We start from the raw sequence: 20,309 nt of genomic DNA, 5'->3' as shown, positions 1-20,309 counted from the left end.
GGGGGTTCGGTGGTGTGCGGACGGCTTCATTCCAGGCCTCCGTCGACGAGGGCGAACAGCTCGTCGTCCGTCGCGTCGTCGAGGCCGTCCGTGCCGTCGGGCTTGGCGGCGGCCTCGCGCCCGCACAGGGCGAGCAGTTCGGCGAGGCGGTCGCCGATCTCGTCGCGGGCGGCCTCGTCGGCGAGGAGCTGCACGAGCCCGGCCTTGATCCGGTCGAGTTCGGCGAGTACGGGGGCTGCCGTCGCGGCCGTCCCGTCGGCAGGTGCCGCGTCCCCGAGGTCGAACTGCTCCCTGAGGAAGCCGGCGACCTCCACGGGCGTCGGGTAGTCGAAGACGAGGGCGGTGGGCAGGCGCAGTCCGGTCGCGGCGTTGAGCCGGTTGCGGAGCTCCACGGAGGTGAGCGAGTCGAAGCCGAGGGCCTTGAACGCCCGGTCCTGGTCGACGCTGTCGGGGTTGGCGTGACCGAGTACGGTCGCGACCTGTGTGCGCACGAGGTCGATGAGCAGGGTGCCGCGCTCGGCCTCCGGGAGCGCCGCCAGGCGCTGTTCGAGGGAGACGCCGCTCTCGACGGCGCCGCCCGCCACGGCTCGGCGCGGGGCGCTGCGGACCAGGCCGCGGAAGAGCGGCAGGAGTCCGTCGCCCTGGCGGGCCAGGGCTGCCGTGTCGAGCTTGGTGGCCGCGACGACGGGGTCGCCGAGGAGCTGGGCCGCGTCGAAGAGCTCCATGCCCACGGTGGAGGACAGGGCGATCAGTCCGCCACGGGCCATGCGCTTCAGGTCGGTCTCGTCGAGGTGGCCGGTCATGCCGCTGGCTTCGGTCCACAGGCCCCACGCCAGGGAGACGGCGGGCAGGCCGCGGTGGCTCCGGTGCTGGGCGAGGGCGTCGAGGTAGGCGTTGGCGGCGGCGTAGTTGCCCTGGCCGCCGGCGCCCATGAGCCCGCCGACGGACGAGTACAGGAGGAAGAAGGACAGGTCCAGGTTCTCGGTGAGCTCGTGCAGGTGCCAGGCCGCGTCTGCCTTGGGCAGCATGACGCGGTCGAACTGCTCGGGGGTCATGTCCGCGATGACGCCGTCGTCCAGGACACCGGCGGTGTGGACGACGCCGGTGAGCGGGTGCTCGGCCGGTACGTCGGCCAGCAGTGCGGCCAGTGCCTCGCGGTCGGCCACGTCGCACGCCGCGTAGGTGACCTGCGCGCCGAGCGCGGTGAGCTCGGCCTTGAGGTCCTCCGCTCCCGGTGCCGCCAGTCCGCGCCGGCTGGTGAGCAGCAGGTTGCGTACGCCGTACTCGGTGACGAGGTGGCGGGCGGCGAGGGTGCCGAGTCCGCCGGTGGCGCCCGTGATGAGCACGGTGCCCTCGGGGTGCGGCGCGGCGGGGACGGTCAGGACGACCTTGCCGACGTTGCGGCCCTGCTGGAGGAACCGGAAGGCCTCCGGTGCGCGGCGGACGTCCCAGGCGGTGACGGGGAGGGGCTTGAACACGCCCTTCTCGAACAGCGCCAGGATCTCGACGAGCATCTCCTGGACCCGGTCCGGGACCCCGCCGACGGCGTCGGGCTCGGTGCGGGCGAGGACCGTGAGGTCGTAGACCTGGTAGTCGACGCCCGGGTGGTCGGCGGCGAGCCGGTCCGCGTCGCGGATGTCGGTCTTGCCCATCTCCAGGAACCGGCCGCCGCCCGGCATGAGCCGCAGCGACGCGTCGATGAACTCGGCGGCGAGGGAGTTGAGGACGACGTCCACGCCCCGCCCGTCGCTCATCTTGCGGAACTGCTCCTCGAAGTCCAGCGTGCGGGAGTTGGCGATGTGGTCGTCGTCCAGGCCCAGGGCGCGCAGGGTGTCCCACTTGCCCGGGCTGGCGGTGCCGTAGACCTCCGCCCCGAGGTACTGGGCGAGCTGGACGGCGGCGATGCCGACGCCGCCGGCGGCCGCGTGGACCAGGACCGATTCGCCCTCGCGGACCTGGCCGAGGTCGACGAGGCCGTAGTAGGCGGTCAGGAAGACCACGGGGACGGACGCGGCCTGGGCGAAGCTCCAGCCGTCGGGCATCCGCGCGATCAGGCGGCGGTCCCCGATGGCGACGGAGGCGAACGCGCCGTCGAAGAGGCCCATCACCCGGTCACCGACGCGCAGGTCCGTGACGCCGGGCCCGACCTCGGTGATCACGCCGGCGCCCTCGCGGCCCATCTGGGCGCCGTTCTCGGGTACGAGGCCGAGCGCGACGAGGACGTCGCGGAAGTTCAGGCCGGCCGCGCGCAGCGCGACCCTGACCTCACCGTCGCGCAGCGGGGCGGCGACCTCGGGGCACGGGGCGATCGACAGGTTGGCCAGGGTGCCCTTGACGGGGGCGACCACACGCCATTCGGGTACGTCCGGCGTGCTCAGGCTGCCGGAGGGCCGGGCGACGCGGGCGGCGAACAGTTCGCCGGCACGCAGCGCCAGCTGGACCTCGCCCGCCTCGATGGCCGCGTCGAGCGCCGCGGCCGGGATGCGGAGGCTGTCCGTGTCGAGCAGGACGAAGCGGTCCGGGTTCTCGGTCTGCGCGGAGCGCAGCAGGCCCCATACGGTGGCTGCGGCCAGGTCGTTCACCGGTTCGCCGGAGAGGACGGACTGGGCGTCGTGGGCCAGGAGGACGAGCCGGGTCTGGGCGAACCGGTCGTCGGCGAGCCAGGTGCGCACGGTCTCCAGGATCCGGTGCGCCGCGGCTCCCGCGGTGTGGGCATCGACGCTGCTGCCTCGGGGGATGGGCAGCAGGACGACCGCGGGAGCCGGGGCGCCCTTGGTCACCGAGCCGGTCAGTGCCGCCAGGTCCTGGTGGACTGTGGCACCGGCCGCGCCGGTGAGCTTGTGGCCGGCGGAGCCGATGAGGGCCCAGCCGGTGGTGTCGTACGCCGGCGCTCCGGTCTCCTGGGGGGCGAGGGCCGCCCAGTCGAGACGGAAGAGCGCGTCGTTCTGTGCGGCGCCCGCGCCCTGGAGGGCTTCGCGGGAGATGGGCCGCAGGGAGAGTTCCTCGACGGTGGCCACGGGGGCGCCCGCGCCGTCGGCGATGAGGAAGGACGCCGAGTCGGTTCCGGAGAAGGTGGCTTGCACGCGCAGGACGGAGGCTCCGGTGGCGTGGACGGTCACTCCGGACCAGGCGAACGGCAGTCCGGCCTGGCGCTCGCTGCCGGCGACTCCGGGGAGCAGCAGGTGCAACGCGGTGTCGAGGAGGGCCGGGTGGAGGGCGAACTGCCCTGCGTCGGCGGCGAGTTCCTCGGCGAGGGTGACCTCGGCGAAGACGTCGTCGCCCTGCTGCCACAGGCGGCGCAGGCCCTGGAAGAGCGGCCCGTAGCCGAAGCCCTGGCCGGCGAGGCGGTCGTAGACGCCGTCGAGGTCGACCTCGGTGGCCCCGGCCGGCGGCCAGGCGGTGAGTCCGGCCGCCGCGGTCCGGGCGGCCGTGCCGAGGGTGGCGGTGGCGTTGCGGGTCCAGGGCTGCTCCTCGCCGTCGGGGCGGGAGTGGATGCCCAGCTCTCGGCGGCCCGCGGCGTCGGGTTCGCCGACGGTCAGCTGGAGCTGGACGCCGCCGCGCTCGGGCAGGATCAGCGGGGCGGAGAGCGTGAGTTCCTCGATGGTGTCGCAGCCGACGCGGTCGCCTGCCTGGGTGGCGAGCTCCACGAAGGCCGTGCCGGGCAGCAGGACCGTGTCGAAGACGGTGTGGTCCTTCAGCCAGCCGTGCGTCCGGAGGGACAGCCGTCCGGTGAGGATGAGGCCCTCGCCGTCGGCGAGCGCCAGGGCGGCGCCGAGCAGCGGGTGGCCCGCCGCGTCGAGACCGGCCGAGGTGACGTCCCCGGTGGCGGCCTCCGCCGTCAGCCAGAAGTGCTCGTGCTGGAAGGCGTAGGTGGGCAGGTCGACGCGCCGGGCGCCGGAGCCCTCGTAGTACGCGGACCAGTCGACCGGGACGCCGTTCGTGAAGGCGGTGGCGACCGAGGTGAGGAGCTGGTCGAGGCCGCCGCGCTGGCGCCGCAGCGATCCGATGACGAGGCCGTCCGCGCCGGCCGCCTCGATGGTCTCGGCGAGACCGACGGCGAGCACCGGGTGCGGGCTCATCTCGAGGAATACGTCGTGCCGCTGGGCGAGGAGGGCCTGGGTGACGTCCTCGAACAGTACGGTCTGGCGCAGGTTGCGGTACCAGTAGCCGCCGTCCATCTCCGTGCCGTCGGCCCAGTCGGCGGTGACGGTGGAGAAGAAGGGCACCTCGGCGCGGCGGGGGCGGACCGGGGCGAGGAGCTCGGCGAGCTCCTCCTCGATCCGCTCGACGTGCGCCGAGTGGGAGGCGTAGTCCACGGGGATCCGGCGGGCGTCCACCTGGGCGGCCACGAGGGTCTCGTGGAGCTCGTCGAGGGCGGCCGAGTCGCCGGAGACGACGGTCGAGGAGGGCCCGTTGACGGCCGCCACGGAGATCCGCTCGCCCCACGGGGCCAGCTCGGCGACGGTCCGCTCCCGCGGCAGCGGTACGGACATCATCCCGCCGAGGCCCGCGAGGGCCTTGAGGGCCCGGCTGCGCAGGGCCACGATCCGGGCCGCGTCGTCGAGGGAGAGGGCCCCGGCGACGCAGGCCGCGGCGATCTCGCCCTGCGAGTGGCCGACGACGGCCGCCGGTTCGACCCCGTACGAGCGCCAGACGGCGGCCAGGGCCACCATGACGGCGAACAGCGTGGGCTGGACGACGTCCACGCGCTCGAAGGAGGAGGAGCCCGGGTCGGTCGGGTCCTCGCGCAGGACGTCGAGCAGGGACCAGTCGGTGTACGGGGCGAGGGCGGCGGCGGAGGCCTGGATGGACTCCGCGAACACCGGGGAGGCGTCGAGGAGTTCGGTGGCCATGCCGATCCACTGGGATCCCTGGCCCGGGAAGACGAACACCGTCTTGTCGCGGGTGGCGGTCGCGCTGCCGGTGACGACCGCGCTGTCGCCTCCGCCGGCCGCGAGGGCGTCGAGGGCGGCCAGCAGGCTGTCGCGGTCGGTGCCCAGGACGACGGCGCGGTTCTCGTGCAGGGCGCGGGTGCCGGCCAGCGAGAGGCCGATGTCCCGGGTGCGCGGGGCCTCGTCGGCCGCGGCGAAGGCGCGCAGGGCCTCGGCCTGGCCGCGCAGGGCGTCGGCTCCGCGGCCGGACAGGATCCACGGGGTGACGGCGGGCGCCGTGCCGGTGGTCTCCGGCGCCTCCCGCGGGGCGTGTTCGAGGATGACGTGGGCGTTGGTGCCGCTGATGCCGAAGGAGGAGACGGCGGCCCGGCGGGCCCGCTCCGTGTCGGGCCACGCGCGCTCCTCGGTGAGCAGCGCGACCTCGCCCGACTCCCAGTCGATCACCGGGGAGGGCTCGCTGACGTGCAGCGTCCTGGGCAGGACGCCCTCGCGCATCGCCATCACCATCTTGATGACACCGCCGACACCGGCGGCCGCCTGGGTGTGGCCGATGTTGGACTTGAGGGAGCCGAGCCACAGCGGCTCGTCGCCGGCCCGCTCCTGACCGTAGGTGGCGAGCAGCGCTTCGGCCTCGATGGGGTCGCCGAGCGGGGTGCCGGTGCCGTGGGCCTCGACCGCGTCCACGTCGGCGGGGGTGAGGCGGGCGTTGGCCAGGGCCTGGCGGATGACGCGCTGCTGGGACGGGCCGTTGGGGGCGGTCAGGCCGTTGGAGGCGCCGTCCTGGTTGACGGCCGTACCGCGGACGACGGCGAGGATGTTGTGGCCGTTGCGCTGCGCGTCGGAGAGCCGCTCCACCAGGAGCAGACCGACGCCCTCGGCCCAGCCGGTGCCGTCGGCGCCCGCCGAGAAGGACTTCGAGCGGCCGTCCGGGGCGAGGCCCCGCTGGCGGCTGAATTCGACGAAGGTGCCCGGGGTGGACATGACGGTCACACCGCCGGCGAGCGCCATGTCGCACTCGCCCGCCCGCAGGGCCTGCGCGGCGAGGTGCAGGGCCACCAGCGAGGAGGAGCAGGCGGTGTCCACGGTGATGGACGGACCGGTCAGCCCGAAGGTGTAGGAGAGGCGGCCGGAGATGACGCTTCCGGTGTTGCCGGTGAGCAGGATGCCCTCCAGCTCCTCCGGCATCTGCCCGACCTTGGGCGCGTAGTCGTGGTACATGACACCCGTGAAGACACCGGTCTGGCTGCCCTTGAGGTCGGCCGGGTCGATCCCGGACCGCTCGAAGGTCTCCCAGGCCGTCTCCAGCAGCAGGCGCTGCTGCGGGTCCATGCCGAGGGCCTCGCGCGGCGAGATCCCGAAGAAGCCGGGGTCGAACTCGCCGGCGTCGTGCAGGAAGCCGCCGTGGCGCACGTACGTCTTGCCGGCCCGCTCCGGGTCCGGGTCGTACACGTCCTCGTCCCAGCCGCGGTTCTCCGGCAGGCCGGAGATGGCGTCCGTGCCGGAGGCGACGAGCCGCCACAGGTCCTCGGGCGAGGCGACACCGCCGGGGTAGCGGCAGGCCATGCCGACGATGGCGATCGGCTCGTCGCCGGTCGCGGCCGTGACGGCGCGCACCGTGCCGGCCGTGGCGCCCGCGTCGTCGGACAGTTCGGCGACCAGGTGCTCGACGAGCGCCTTGGGCGTCGGGTAGTCGAAGACCAGAGCGCTCGAAAGGCGCAGTCCGGTGGCCGAGTTGAGACGGTTGCGGAGCTCGACGGAGGTGAGCGAGTCGAAGCCCAGCTCCTTGAAGGCCCGCTCCTGTCCGACGGCGGCCGCGTCACCGTGGCCGAGTACGGCGGCCACCTGGGCGCCGACCAGGTCGGTGAGCACCCGCAGCCGCTCGGCGGGGGTCAGCGGGGCGAGGCGCTGCCGCAGGGGCGCGGCTGCCGCGTCGCGGGCGGCGGCCCGCGCGCGGCGGGCCGGCCGCGGGGCGAGGTCCTTCAGCAGCGTGTGGACGTCGCCGCGCTCGGCCTGGGCGCGCAGCTGGGCGGCGTCCAGGTGCATCGGGACGAGCAGCGCCTGCTCGCGGCCGGGGCGGACGGCGTCGTCGAACAGCGCCAGTCCGTCGCTCTGCGCGAGCGGGGCGACCCCGGCCCGCGCCATGCGGGCGATGCCGGTGCCGTCGAGGCTGTCGGCCATGCCGCCGCCCTGCTCCCACAGACCCCAGGCGAGGGCGGTCGCGGGCAGTCCGGCGGCCCGGCGGTGGTGGGCGAGGGCGTCCTGGAAGGTGTTGGCGGCGGCGTAGTTGCCCTGGCCCGCCGCACCGATCAGGCCGGAGATCGAGGAGAAGAGGACGAAGGCGTCCAGCTCCAGGCCGGCGGTCAACTCGTGCAGGTGCCAGGCCGCGTCGACCTTGGGCCGCAGGACGCGCTCCAGCCGGTCGGCGGTCAGCCCCTGGACGACACCGTCGTCCAGGACACCGGCCGTGTGCACCACGGCGGTCAGCGGGCGGTCCGCCGGGACCGCGGCCAGCACGCCGGCCAGCGCCCCGCGGTCGGCGACGTCGGCCGCGGCCACGGTGACCCGGGCGCCGAGCCCGGTCAGCTCGGCGGCCACGTCCTCGGCCCCCGGGGCGGCGGTGCCGCGCCGGCTGACCAGCAGGAGGTCTCGTACGCCGTGCTCGGTGACCAGGTGGCGGGCGAGGAGCGCGCCGAGGCCACCCGTACCGCCGGTGATGAGCACGGTGCCGTCGGTGGTGAAGACGGGCCGCTGCCCGTCGGCCGCCCGGACCGGTTCGTCGGCCTCGGTCCGCGCCAGACGTGGGGCGAAGGCGGCGCCTGCCCGTACGGCCAGCTGCGGCTCCCCGCTCGCGAGCAGGGTGGGCAGGGCCCGGCCGGACTCCTCGGTCCCGTCGAGGTCGACGAGTACGAACCGCCCGGGTGCCTCGGTCTGCGCCGAGCGGAGCAGGCCCCACACGGCGGCCTGTGTCAGGTTCCCGGCCTCGCCGGCGGCGGCCACCGCGTCCCGGGTGAGGACGGCGAGCGTCGTCTCCGCGAACCGCTCGTCCGCCAGCCACTGCTGTACGAGTTCCAGCACGCTCAGGGTCACGGCCCCGGCGGCGGCGGGCAGGTCGGCCGTACCGGCGGCGAGGGCGTCCACCGGCAGGAGGACGACGGACGGCACGGTGCCGGCCTCGGCGAGGGCGGCCGGATCGGCGTGGGCGGGGATGCCCTCGGGCAGACCGGGGACCGTACCGGTCCCGGTGCCGATCAGGGCCCAGCCGGAGGCCTGTTCGACGGCCGCGGGGGCGGCGACCGGGGTCCAGGCGAGGCGGTACAGCGCGGCCCCCTGATCGGCGCGGGCGCCGCGCAGCGAGGCGGCGGACGCCTGGCGCCACAGCAGCTCGCGCACGGTGGCGACGGGGGTGCCCGTGCCGTCGGCGACCGCGATGGCCACGGTCTCCGGACCGGTCCAGGTCAGGCGGACGCGCAGGTCGGCGGCCCCGGCGGTGTGCACGGTGACACCGGACCAGGCGAACGGGAGGGCGCTCGGCCGGTCCGCGTCGACGACCCCGCGCAGGAGCGGGTGGAGGGTGGCGTCGAGGAGCGCGGGGTGCAGGGCGAACTTCCCGGCCTCGGTGCGCTGCTCCTCGGGCAGCGCGATCTCGGCGAAGAGGGCGCCGTCCGGCGACTGCCAGGCGCGGCGCAGGCCCTGGAAGGCGGGACCGTAGGCGTACCCCTCGGCCTCCAGGCCCTCGTAGGCACCGTCGACGGCGATCTCGGTCGCGCCGGCCGGCGGCCACACGAGCAGCTCGGCCTGCGGGGCGGCGCCGTCGGCGGCGGCGAGGACGGCACCGGCGTGGCGGGTCCACGGCCGGCTGTCGCCGTCACCGTCGGGGCGGGAGTAGATGCCCAGCTCGCGGCGGCCGGAGGCGTCGGGCTCGCCGACGGTCAGCTGCACCTGGACCGCACCGCGCTCGGGGAGGATCAGCGGGGCGGCGAGGGTGAGTTCCTCGATGGTGTCGCAGCCGACGCGGTCGCCGGCCTGGGTGGCCAGCTCGACGAAGGCCGTACCGGGCAGCAGGACCGTGTCGAAGACCGTGTGGTCGGCGAGCCAGCCGTGCGTCTGGAGGGAGAGGCGTCCGGTGAGGATCAGGCCCTCGCCGTCGGCGAGTTCGACGGCGGCACCGAGCAGCGGGTGCCCGGTGGACGACAGACCCGCCGAGGACACATCGCCGGAGGCGGAGCCGGTCGGGAGCCAGAAGTGCTCGCGCTGGAAGGCGTAGGTGGGCAGGTCGACGCGCTGCGCGCCGGAGCCTTCGTAGTACGAGGTCCAGTCGACGGGGACACCGGCGACGAACAGCCGGCCGAGGGCGGTGACCAACTGCTCCGGCTCGGGACGACCCTTGCGCAGTGCGGGAACCGTGACGGCCGTCTCGGTGAGTTCGGCGGCCATGGCGGACAGGACACCGTCCGGGCCGAGTTCGAGGAGCGACTCGACGCCCTGCGCCTCGATGGCGGTGACCGCGTCGGCGAAGCGGACGGGGCGGCGGACGTGGTTGACCCAATAGTCCACGGAGGTCAGCTCATCCACCGTCGCCGGCTCGCCGGTCACAGTGGAAACGATGGGAATGCGCGGAGCGTTGAACGTGAGCCCGGCAACGACCTCGCGGAAGTCCTCCAGCATCGGGTCCATCAGCGGCGAATGGAAGGCATGACTCACGCTCAGCTGCTTGAACTTCACACCCAGCGAACCGGCGATCTCCAGAACGTCGGCCTCAACACCAGCCAACACCACGGACATCAGACCATTGACCGCGGCAATACCGACAGAAGCCTGACGGCCGGCGAGGAGCGGGAGAACCTGTGCCTCCGACGCCTGGACCGCGACCATCGCACCGCCCGCGGGCAGCGCCTGCATCAGACGACCACGCGCCGACACCAGAGCCGCAGCATCCTCCAGGGACAGGATCCCGGAGATGTGCGCGGCCGCGATCTCACCGATGGAGTGACCGGCCAGGACCTCCGGCTTCACACCCCACGACTCGACCAGACGGTAGAGAGCGACCTCAAGGGCGAACAGCGCGGGCTGCGTGTTGCCCGTCTCGTCCAGACCCTCACCCGAGAAGACCACCTCACGGAGCGAGCCATCCAGGTGAGACAGGACCTCGTCGAACGCGACCGCGAAAGCCGGGAACGCCTCGTACAGCTCACGGCCCATACCGGCCCGCTGAGCACCCTGACCCGTGAACAACACACCCACACGGCCAGAACCCGCCACACCCTCGACGACCTCGTCACCGACGATCACGGCCCGGTGCTCGAACAGCGAACGCGAGGCGACCAGCGAGGAGCCGATGTCCACCGGACGGGCGTCGGAGCCCGCCGCGAACTCCCGCAGCCGCTCCACCTGCCCCTTCAGTGCTTCGGCGGACCGAGCGCTGACGACGAAGGGAGCAACAGCCGGGGCGACGCCCTCGGCAACAGCCTCCTCGACCTCCGGAGCCTGTTCCAGCACCACGTGCGCGTTCGTCCCGCTGACGCCGAACGAGGACACCGCCGAGCGACGCGGACGGCCGGTCTCCGGCCACTCCCGCTGCTCACGCGCCGGCTCGACCGCGCCGGCCGACCAGTCGACCATCGGCGTCGGCTCGCCCAGGTGCAGCGTCTTCGGTACGACGCCCTCGCGCATGGCCATGATCATCTTGATCACGCCCGCCACACCGGCGGCGGCCTGCGCGTGGCCGATGTTGGACTTCAGCGAGCCCAGCCACAGCGGCTGCTCGGCCGAGTGCTCCTGGCCGTAGGTCGCGAGCAGCGCCTCGGCCTCGATGGGGTCGCCCAGGCGGGTGCCCGTACCGTGCGCCTCCACCACATCGACGTCCGCCGCCGTCAGACGGCTGTTGAGCAGCGCCTGACGGATGACCCGCTGCTGGGAGAGCCCGTTGGGGGCGGTCAGGCCGTTGGACGCGCCGTCCTGGTTGACAGCGGTGCCCCGGAGCACGGCCAGCACCTTGTGGCCCTTGCGCTGCGCGTCCGAGAGGCGCTCGACGAGCAGGAGCCCGACGCCCTCTGCCCAGCCGGTGCCGTCGGCGTCGGCCGAGAAGGACTTGCAACGGCCGTCGGCGGCGAGACCGCGCTGACGGCTGAACTCCATGAACATGCCGGGGGTCGACATCACGGCCGCACCGCCGGCGAGCGCCATGGAGCACTCGCCGGAACGCAGGGCCTGCGCGGCGAGGTGCAGGGCGACCAGCGAGGACGAGCACGCGGTGTCGATCGTCATCGCCGGGCCGAGGAAGCCGAAGGAGTAGGCCAGACGGCCGGACATGATGCTCGGCGTGCTGCCGGTGAGCAGGTGGCCCTCGACGCTCTCGGGAGCCTCGTGCATCCGCGGCCCGTAGTCCTGGACCGTGGCGCCGACGAACACGCCGGTCTGGGTGCCGCGCACCGACTCGGGGTCGATGCCCGCCCGCTCGAAGGTCTCCCAGGCGGTCTCCAGCAGCAGGCGCTGCTGGGGGTCCATGGCCAGGGCCTCGCGCGGGGAGATGCCGAAGAACCCGGCGTCGAACTGCCCGGCGTCGTGGAGGAAGCCGCCTTCGACGGAGTACGTCGTACCGGAGCGCTCCGGGTCTGCGTCGTACAGGCCGTCGATGTCCCAGCCGCGGTCGGTCGGGAAGCCGGAGATGACGTCGGTGCCGTCCGCGACGAGCCGCCACAGGTCCTCCGGCGATCCGACTCCACCCGGGAGGCGGACACCGATGCCGACGATCGCGATCGGCTCGTCGGCGGCGAACGTGGAGGGCAGTGCCTCGGCGCCCGTGGCGTCGGCGTCGATCTCCGCCGTCTCCGCGAGGATGTACTCGGTGAGGGCCCTCGGGGTCGGGTGATCGAACAGCAGGCTGGACGTCAGCCGCAGGCCGGTCGCCACGGCGAGGCTGTTGCGGAGCTCGACCGTCATGTACGAGTCGAAGCCCAGCTCCTTGAACGCGCGGCCCATCTCCACGGCGGCCACGTCACCCAGGACGGCGCCGACATGGGCGACCACGAGTTCGGTGACGGCCTTGGTGCGCCCGTCGGCGTCGAGGCCCTGGAGCTGCTGCGCGAGCCGGCCGGCGATCACAGCGGGCGCCTGCGCGTCGGACAGGACGGTGTCGGGCCAGTAGCGCTCGCGCTGGAAGGCGTAGGTGGGCAGGTCGACGCGCCGGGCGCCGGAGCCTTCGTAGTACGAGGCCCAGTCGACCGGGACACCGGCGACGAACAGCCGGCCGAGGGCGGTGACGAGCTGCTCCGGCTCGGGACGACCCTTGCGCAGGGCGGGGACAGCGGGCGCCAGGGCGGACAGGACCGCGTCGGGGCCGAGTTCGAGGAGGGACTCGACGCCCTGGGCCTCGATGGCGCTGACGGCGTCGGCGAAGCGGACGGGGCGGCGGACGTGGTTGACCCAGTAGTCCACGGAGGTCAGTTCCTCCGCCGTGGCCGCCTGACCGGTGACCGTGGAAACGATGGGAATGCGCGGGGCGTTGAACGTGAGCCCGGCAACGACCTGGCGGAAGTCGTCCAGCATCGGGTCCATCAGCGGCGAGTGGAACGCGTGACTGACGGCCAGCTGCTTGAACTTCACGCCCAGCGAACCGGCGATCTCCAGAACGTCGGCCTCAACACCCGCCAACACCACGGATGTCGGACCGTTGACCGCGGCGATACCGACGGTCTCCTCACGGCCGGCGAGGAGGGGAAGGGCCTGTGCCTCCGACGCCTGGACAGCGACCATCGCTCCACCGGCGGGCAGCGCCTGCATCAGACGACCACGCGCCGACACCAGAGCCGCAGCGTCCTCCAGCGACAGCACACCGGAGACGTGCGCGGCGGCGATCTCACCGACGGAGTGACCGGCCAGAACCTCCGGCTTCACACCCCACGACTCGACCAGACGGTAAAGAGCAACCTCAAGGGCGAACAGAGCCGGCTGCGTGTTGCCCGTCTCGTCCAGACCCTCACCCGAGAAGACCACCTCACGGAGCGAGCCATCCAGGTGCGCGAGGACCTCGTCGAACGCGGCCGCGAACGCGGGGAACGCCTCGTACAGCTCACGGCCCATCCCGGCCCGCTGAGCACCCTGACCCGTGAACAACACACCCACACGGCCCGAAGCCGCCACACCCTCGACGACCTCGTCACCGACGATCACGGCCCGGTGCTCGAACAGCGAACGCGAGGCGACCAGCGAGGAGCCGATGTCCACCGGACGGGCATCCGAACCCGCCACGAACTCCCGCAGCCGCTCCACCTGCGCGCCCAGCGCACCAGCCGTACGGCCGCTCACCACGAACGGGACCACAGCCGGAGCGACACCCTCGGCAACGGGCGCAGGCACGACGACCGGAGCCTGCTCCAGCACCACGTGCGCGTTCGTCCCGCCCATGCCGAAGGAGCTGACGCCCGCCACGAGCGGCCGGTCCGCCCGCGGCCATGCGCCGGCCTCGGTCTGGACGTGCAGGTTCAGCTCGGCGAGCGGGATCTCGGGGTTCGGGGTCTCGTGGTTGAGGCTGGCCGGGATTGCGCGGTGCTTCACGGCGAGGGCGGTCTTGATCAGGCCCGCGATGCCGGCGGCGCCTTCGAGGTGGCCCAGGTTGGTCTTCACGGAACCGACGTGCAGCGGCTGGTCCGCGTCACGGGCGCCGCCGAGGACGGCTCCGAGGGCCGCGGCCTCGATCGGGTCGCCGACCGGGGTACCGGTGCCGTGCAGTTCGACGTACTGGACCTGCCCGGGCTCGATGCCCGCGTGGTCGTAGGCGCGCCGCAGCACGTCTTCCTGCGCCGTGCGGCTCGGGGTGGTGAGGGAGTCGTCGCTGCCGTTGTTGACGGCGCTGCCCTTGATGACGCAGTAGATGTCATCACCGTCGGCCAGTGCACGGGCCAGCGGCTTCAGCAGGACGGCTCCGCCGCCCTCGCCCCGCACGTAACCGTTCGCTCGGCTGTCGAAGGTGTGGCAGCGCCCGTCCGGGGACAGGCCGCCCCAGCGCGCGGAGAGTTCGGTGGTCTCGGCCAGGATGCTGAGGTTGACGCCGCCCACGATGGCGGTCTCGGACTCGCCGTTGCGCAGGCTCTCGCAGGCGAGGTGGACGGCGACCAGCGAGGAGGACTGGCCCGAGTCCACGATCAGGCTGGGACCGCTGGTGCCGAGGAAGTACGAGATCCGGTTGGCGATGATGCTGCGGTGGATGCCCGTGGTGGTGTGCTGGGTGGCGCTGTCGATGCCGTCGCGGTAGATGAGCTTGGCGTAGTCGTCCCAGATGGTGCCGACGAAGACGCCGAGCCGGCTGCCCTTGACGTCCGCGGGGATGACGCCCGCGTCTTCCAGGACCTCCCAGGCCAGTTCGAGCATCAGGCGCTGCTGGGGGTCCATGTAGACCGCCTCGCGGGGCGAGATGCCGAAGAACGCGGGGTCGAACTCGTCGATCCGGTCCAGGAACGCTCCGTGGCCTTCGCCGACCCAGCGGTCCGCCGGGATTCCGGTGACGGCGTGCCTGCCCGAGTTCAGCAGTTCCCAGAAAGACCCCGGAGTCGGCGCCTGCGGGAATCTGCAGGCAATGCCGACCACTGCGATCTCGTCATTCTGATCGACCGAGTCGCCATTTACGACGGATGCAGTGTCCATCATCCCTCAACCTCACCACTAGCCAAATCGACGGCATTATCGAGATCGGCCAGATTGCCTGCTCTCAGGTTTGACCCTAACGATCAACATCCGACTTGAGAGCCCCTAAGTCTCCCCTAACCGTTCATCGGTCGGGCTCGGGAGACGTCAAAAGGAGGGGGAGCGGAACCGGTGTTACGGTCCCGCTCCCCGGGGGAAATGCCGTGGAAACATTCAGACCACAAGTACCGGCTTCACCGTGCGGCCCTGTTCGGCGTCCTCGACGGCCTGCTCGATGTCCTCGAAGCCGTAGGTCCGGATGAGCTTGTCGAAGGGGAACCGGCCCGCGCGGTGGAGCCTTATGAGCTCCGGGATGAGCAGGGCCGGCACGCAGTCGCCTTCGACGACTCCCTTGACCGTGCGCCCGAAGAGCTGCGAGATCCCGAGTGAGGTCTCCTGACCGGCGCCCGCGGAGCCGACGAGGGCCGCCGTGCCGCCGATGCCGAGGACCGCGACAGCCGTGCGGACGGTCTCCGGGCGGCCGACGGCGTCGACGGAGAAGTCGACTCCGCGGCCCGTGAGTGCGATCACGTCCTCGACCAGGGAAGCGGAGTCGGCGCGGAAGGCGTGGGTGGCGCCGAGTTCCCGGGCCAGTTCGAGCCGGTTGTCGTTCAGGTCGACGGCGACGATCAGGCCGGCACTGACGACTCCGGCGGCCATGATGGCGGCCATGCCGACCGCACCCGCGCCGATGACGACGATGCTGCTGCCGGCGGAGGGCTTGAGGGAGTTGAGTACGGTCCCCGCTCCGGTCTGCAGGCCGCACCCCATCGGCCCCAGGAGTTCCAGCGGTACGTCGGCGCAGTCCTCGGGGATCCGTACGACGCTCCGCTCGTGGACGACGGCCTCGGTACTGAAGGAGGACTGGCCGAAGAAGTGCCCGCGCAGTTCCCCTCCGGTGGCGTCCCGGTAGGCGGTGCTGCCGTCCCGGCGTCCGCCCATCAGGTTGACGCCGAGGAAGGAGGAGCAGTGCATCGGATGCCCGGTGCGGCAGCCGCGGCAGTGGCCGCAGCTCATGGGGGCGAGGATGACGCGGTCGCCGACCGCCACGGAGGTGACGGCGGCGCCGACGGCCGTCACCACGCCGCTGCCCTCGTGGCCCAGGACGGCGGGGGCCCCGGGCGGCAGCCTCTGGTCGCGGGCGAGCAGGTCGGTGTGGCAGACGCCGGTGCCGGCGATGCGTACGGCGACCTCGTCGAGGCGGGGTTCCTCCACGTGGATCTCCTCGATCCGGAACGGCCCGCCCTTCTCCCTGACTATCGCCGCCTTGGTAACGGTCATGCGGTGGTTCCCTTCTTCGTTCTCGCTGGATGGGTGTGTGTGGTGCGTCGGTGCGCCCACGGAGTCCGCCCGGGGCCCATGACTGCGGGCCCCGGGCGGGAGGCGTGTCTCCGAGGTGGATGGAGCGGGGCAGTGCCGGTCAGCCCGTACGCAGGGCCCGCACGCCACCGTTCTCGAAGGCGAGATTCCGCTCCTGCGGGACGGGCAGGTCCGCGAACTCGAACGGTGCGAGCGCGCGGTCCGCCATGACCAGCCACGCCAGTCCGGTGCGCGGGTCCGCGAGGACCGTGTCCAGGGCGTCCACGACGCTTTCGACGCTGGAGACCGCCATCCCCGCTCGGGTCAGTTCGGCCATGCGATCCGAGATCATCGGGGTGTCGACGAGGCCGGGACACAGGGCGTTGATGGAGATCCCTTCGGCCGCGAGGACCGGGCCGAGGGAGCGGACGAGGCCGACGACGGCATGCTTGCTGGCCGAGTAGAAGACCTCGTAGGAGGGCCGCATCCCGGTGGCGCTGGCGGTGACGACGATCCTGCCGCCGCTTGCCCTGAGGGGGGCGTGCGCCGCCTGGATCCCATAGACGACGGAGTCGAGGTTGATTCCCATCAGCCGCCGGTACCCCTCGGGGTCGAAGCCCTCGCCGATGGAGGTGCTGCTGATGGTGCCGGCGTTGAGGTGGACGATGTCCAGCCGGCCGAACCGCTCGACGGCGGCGGCCACCGCGGCCTCGTTGTCCGCGAGCTCACGGACGTCGGTACGGACGAAGTGCGCGCCGGTCTCGGCGGCGAGCGCCGCGCCCCGCCCGGCGTCCAGGTCCGCGATCACCACGGAACTGCCGTTCCGGGTGAATCGGCGGACGGCCGCGGCACCGATGCCGCCGGCCCCGCCGGTGACGAGTACGACGGGCTTCTCGGCGGTGTTCGATGACTGCGCCATTGGCTGCTCCACCATCAGGCCGGGAGCTGCACGGACAGCTTGTGGCGGAAGATGTCCTTCGGGTCGTACTTGGCCTTGACCTGCTGGAGCTTGGCGTAGTTGCCCTTGTAGTACAGGGTCGTCCACGGGACGCCGGAGGTGTTCCAGGCCGGGTCGGCCAGGTCCGGGTCGGGCCAGTTGACGAAGCAGCCGTCGTAGCGGTCGCTCGGGACGGGGACGCCGCCCGTGTCGGCGTACAGGTCGCGGTAGAACTCGCGGTTCCAGGTCTGGTGCTTGGCGTCGTCCGCGGGCACGTCCCAGCAGCTGAAGACCGAGGCGAGCATGATCGCCGTGCGGTGCACGGAGGCGCTGGCGTTCTCGGCGGTGGCGTTGATCTGCCCGCCGAAGGAGCCGAGGCTGAAGCTGGACGCCGTGTGGGAGTACGTGGTCGATGTCAGCTTCGAGTAGATGAGCGCCGCCTGCTCGTCGGTGTACCGCTTGCGCAGCAGCGCGCCCTTGGTGCGGGAGCGCGGCGGGCCCGTGACGCCCATGGCGACGGCCGTGTCGGCGGCGTTCACGGTGGTGTACTGCCACGGCTGGCGGCCGGTGTTGATCAGGGTGGCGCGCGGCGTGACGTTGGCCGTGAGCGCCGTCATGAAGTCGTTGAGCAGGGTCTCGTTGGCCGGGTCGGCCGGGTCGACCTGGGCGGAGACGAAGATCTTGCCCGCTTCCTTGCGGGGGGCGATCAGCGAGGCGTACAGCTGGTTGCCTCGCTGGCCGGGGGCGCTGTACTGCTCGTGCCAGGTGCCGAAGTTCTTCAGCAACTGGATGAAGGACACCTGGTCCATGTCGGCCCAGTTCCAGATGGCGCGCCCGGTCATGATGGCCTGGGGCCGCTTGGGCAGCTGGTCCTGCGGCTTGACGGAGGTGACGTTGGGCGAGCGCAGCCAGAAGCGGCTGACGACGCCGAAGTTGCCGCCGCCACCGCCGGCGAAGGCCCACCACAGGTCGCGGTTCGCGTCGGCGGCGTCGCGGGTGGCGACGACCGTCTTGACCTCCCCGGCCGCGTTCACGTGGTTGACCTCGACGGCGTAGAGGTGGTCGGAGACCAGGCCGTGCTGGCGGGAGAGGGCACCCACGCCGCCGCCGATGATGTGGCCGCCCGCGCCGACGGCGGGGCAGGTTCCGGCGGGGAGGGTGACGCCCCAGCCGTAGTCGAGGTTGCGGTAGATCTGGCCGAGGGTGGCACCGGGCTCTATGCAGAAGGCCTCCATGGTGTCGTCGTACGTCACCGAGCGCATCTCGGAGAAGTCGATGACGACCTGGTTGGCCGGGTCCTCGACGAGACCGGCGAGACCGTGGCCGCCGGAGCGGACCGCGATCCGCTTTCCGGCGGCGTAGGCGTCGGCGACGGCTCGGTTCACCTGGTACGGCGTACGGACGATCCGAAAGTATTCGGGATTGGCCTTGTACAGCTTGTTCCAGTTACGAAGCTGAAGTTCCGCATAGCGCGGATCCGACGACGGGACCACAACCGAAGGGCTGTTCTCGACCTTTCCCGAAGGCGGCGGAGAACCCGGGTCGACGGCCTGGGCCACCTGCGGCACGGCGAGGCCGGCGGCCACGGCTCCGGCCCCCACTATCACACTTCGTCTGGCGTAAACGGACACAGCAAAGTCCCCTTGATGCATGGAATGCGGGAAGGTTGGAGTGATTTCCTAGGGGAGGTTATCGGCCATCACCCGAAAAGAACTCCCCTAAGAAACCCCAACCGCCGCCGGCAGACCACCGCGGACTTTCACCCGGTCACGGTCGCCGACAAAGGCGTCGTACTGCTTCCGTCTACTTCCGTGCGGCCGCCTCGGGCCGCGGCGGCCGCACGTTGATGAGCGTGCCCGCGACCACGGCGCCGACGAGGGCGACGCCCGCGGCGACCGCACAGGCCAGGGCGAGACCGTGGACCGCCGCCGCCTGCTCCGCGCCCGCCCCCGTGTGGGAGGCGAGGTACGCCGCGGCGGCGCTCGTCGAGACGGTGTTGAGCAGGGCCGCGCCGATCGAACCGCCCACCTGCTGGGAGGTGTTGACGACCGCCGAGACGATGCCCGCGTCCCGCGGTTCGGCCGCGGCCATCGCCGTCTGGAAGACGGGCACGGCGAGGTTTCCGACGCCCAGGCCGAAGAGGATCAGGGCGGGAAAGACACCTGTGAGGTACCCGCTGTCCGGGGTGAGCCGGGTCAGGACGAGCAGCCCGGCGGCCGAGATGACCAGTCCGGCCGCGATCATGACCTTCGGCCGCAGGTGCATCAGCAGCTTGCTGGCCACCTTGGTGGAGTAGACGGCCGCGGTGACGATGTAGGCCAGGAAGGCCAGACCGGTCTTGAACGGTGAATACCCCATGACGGACTGGAGCTGGTACGTCATCCCCAGGAACATGCCCAGCATGCAGAAGGCCGAGATGCTCATGGCGAGGAACGCACCACCGCTGTTGCGGTTGGTGAGCACCCGCAGGGGCAGCAGCGGCCGTTCGGACTTGTGCTGGACGAGGACGAAGGCGCCCAGCAGCACGACGGCGGCGCCGAGCGCCCCGAGGATGACGGGAGAGCCCCAGCCCTCCGAACCGCCCTCGCCGAGGCCGTAGATGAGCGCCAGCATGCCCGCCGTGGCGAGGATCGCACCCGGGACATCGAGCTTGGTGTCCGGGTTGCGCTCGGGGTTCACCAGGGCGAGGTAGCCGCCGATCAGGATGGCGGCGGCGAAGAAGATGTTGATGTAGAAGCACCAGCGCCAGTCGAGGTAGTCGGTCAGCGCTCCGCCCAGGATGAGGCCGGTGGCGCCGCCGGACATCGAGATGGCGGTGAAGATGCCGAAGGCCTTCGCGCGTTCGGCGGGGACGGTGAAGGTGCTGCTGATCAGGGAGAGGGTGGACGGCGCGATCAGGGCGGCGAACACGCCCTGCGCGGCACGCGCGCCGACGAGCATCTCCGGCGTGGTCGCGGCGCCGCCGACGGCCGAGGCCAGCGAGAAGCCGATGACGCCGATCATGAGGGAGCGCTTGAGGCCGAGGACGTCGCCGACGCGGCCGCCGAGGAGCAGCAGACCGCCGAAGGTGAGGGCGTAGGCCGTCACCGTCCACTGGCGGGACGCGTCGGTGAGGCCGACGGCCTCCTGGGCGGAGGGCAGCGCGACGGCGACGATCGTGGCGTCCAGCCAGACCATGAGCTGGGCGAGCGAGATGATCACCAGGCCCCACCAGCGGGTGTCGCGCGCGCCTGTCTTGGCATCCGGGGTGCCGGCCAGGGTGTCGGTCACGTCTCGCTCGTCTCGGTGTAGGTGATGGCCCGCGAGGGGCACAGGTAGGACGCCTCGCGGACGAGTGCGCGCTGGTCCGTGGGGACCTCGTCCTCCAGGACGATGACGGTGCCGTGCTCCTCCTGGTCGAAGAGGTCGGGCGCGGTCGTGACGCACTGGCCGGCGCCGATGCACACGGAAGTGTTGGCAGTGATGCGAAGGGTCATGACGGGCTCCGTTACTCCGTTACTCCG

Annotated in this window: 6 protein-coding genes; all 6 read right to left on the bottom strand. The window is 72.2% G+C overall.

All coding sequences use genetic code 11. From position 1 onward, the window contains the following. Positions 1-26: 26 nt before the first annotated feature. Positions 27-14,534: an SDR family NAD(P)-dependent oxidoreductase gene (locus ACIQ5Y_RS32835; RefSeq protein ID WP_403888796.1), complete on the bottom strand. Its 14,508-nt coding sequence runs from the start codon at positions 14,532-14,534 to the stop codon at positions 27-29. A gap of 210 nt (positions 14,535-14,744) precedes the next feature. Continuing rightward, positions 14,745-15,851: an NAD(P)-dependent alcohol dehydrogenase gene (locus ACIQ5Y_RS32830; RefSeq protein WP_403888793.1), complete on the bottom strand. Its 1,107-nt coding sequence runs from the start codon at positions 15,849-15,851 to the stop codon at positions 14,745-14,747. Positions 15,852-15,990: 139 nt separating this feature from the next. Then, a complete protein-coding gene (locus ACIQ5Y_RS32825; RefSeq protein WP_403888790.1) occupies positions 15,991-16,788 on the bottom strand; it encodes an SDR family NAD(P)-dependent oxidoreductase in 798 nt (265 codons plus the stop codon). Between the two features lie 14 nt (positions 16,789-16,802). Continuing rightward, positions 16,803-18,458: an FAD-dependent oxidoreductase gene (locus tag ACIQ5Y_RS32820; protein ID WP_403888787.1), complete on the bottom strand. Its 1,656-nt coding sequence runs from the start codon at positions 18,456-18,458 to the stop codon at positions 16,803-16,805. Between the two features lie 151 nt (positions 18,459-18,609). Then, positions 18,610-20,076, bottom strand: a complete 1,467-nt coding sequence (locus tag ACIQ5Y_RS32815) for an MFS transporter (protein ID WP_403888784.1) — start codon at positions 20,074-20,076, stop codon at positions 18,610-18,612. Continuing rightward, positions 20,073-20,282 carry a ferredoxin gene (locus ACIQ5Y_RS32810; RefSeq protein ID WP_403888781.1) on the bottom strand — a complete coding sequence of 70 codons (210 nt, stop codon included), beginning with the start codon at positions 20,280-20,282 and terminating at the stop codon, positions 20,073-20,075. Before ACIQ5Y_RS32810 ends, ACIQ5Y_RS32815 begins: the two co-directional genes overlap by 4 nt. Positions 20,283-20,309 lie beyond the last annotated feature (27 nt).

Origin of the sequence: Streptomyces sp. NPDC096339 (assembly GCF_044762985.1) — a bacterium.
Lineage (GTDB): Bacteria > Actinomycetota > Actinomycetes > Streptomycetales > Streptomycetaceae > Streptomyces.
This window is presented reverse-complemented; position numbering and strand designations above follow the sequence as displayed.

Bases quoted from the DNA above. Each gene is read 5' to 3' on its own strand.
- ACIQ5Y_RS32830 (WP_403888793.1), bottom strand. From the start codon at position 15,851: ATGACCGTTACCAAGGCGGCGATAGTCAGGGAGAAGGGCGGGCCGTTC.
- ACIQ5Y_RS32820 (WP_403888787.1), bottom strand. From the start codon at position 18,458: ATGCATCAAGGGGACTTTGCTGTGTCCGTTTACGCCAGACGAAGTGTG.
- ACIQ5Y_RS32835 (WP_403888796.1), bottom strand. From the start codon at position 14,534: ATGATGGACACTGCATCCGTCGTAAATGGCGACTCGGTCGATCAGAAT.
- ACIQ5Y_RS32810 (WP_403888781.1), bottom strand. From the start codon at position 20,282: ATGACCCTTCGCATCACTGCCAACACTTCCGTGTGCATCGGCGCCGGC.
- ACIQ5Y_RS32825 (WP_403888790.1), bottom strand. From the start codon at position 16,788: ATGGCGCAGTCATCGAACACCGCCGAGAAGCCCGTCGTACTCGTCACC.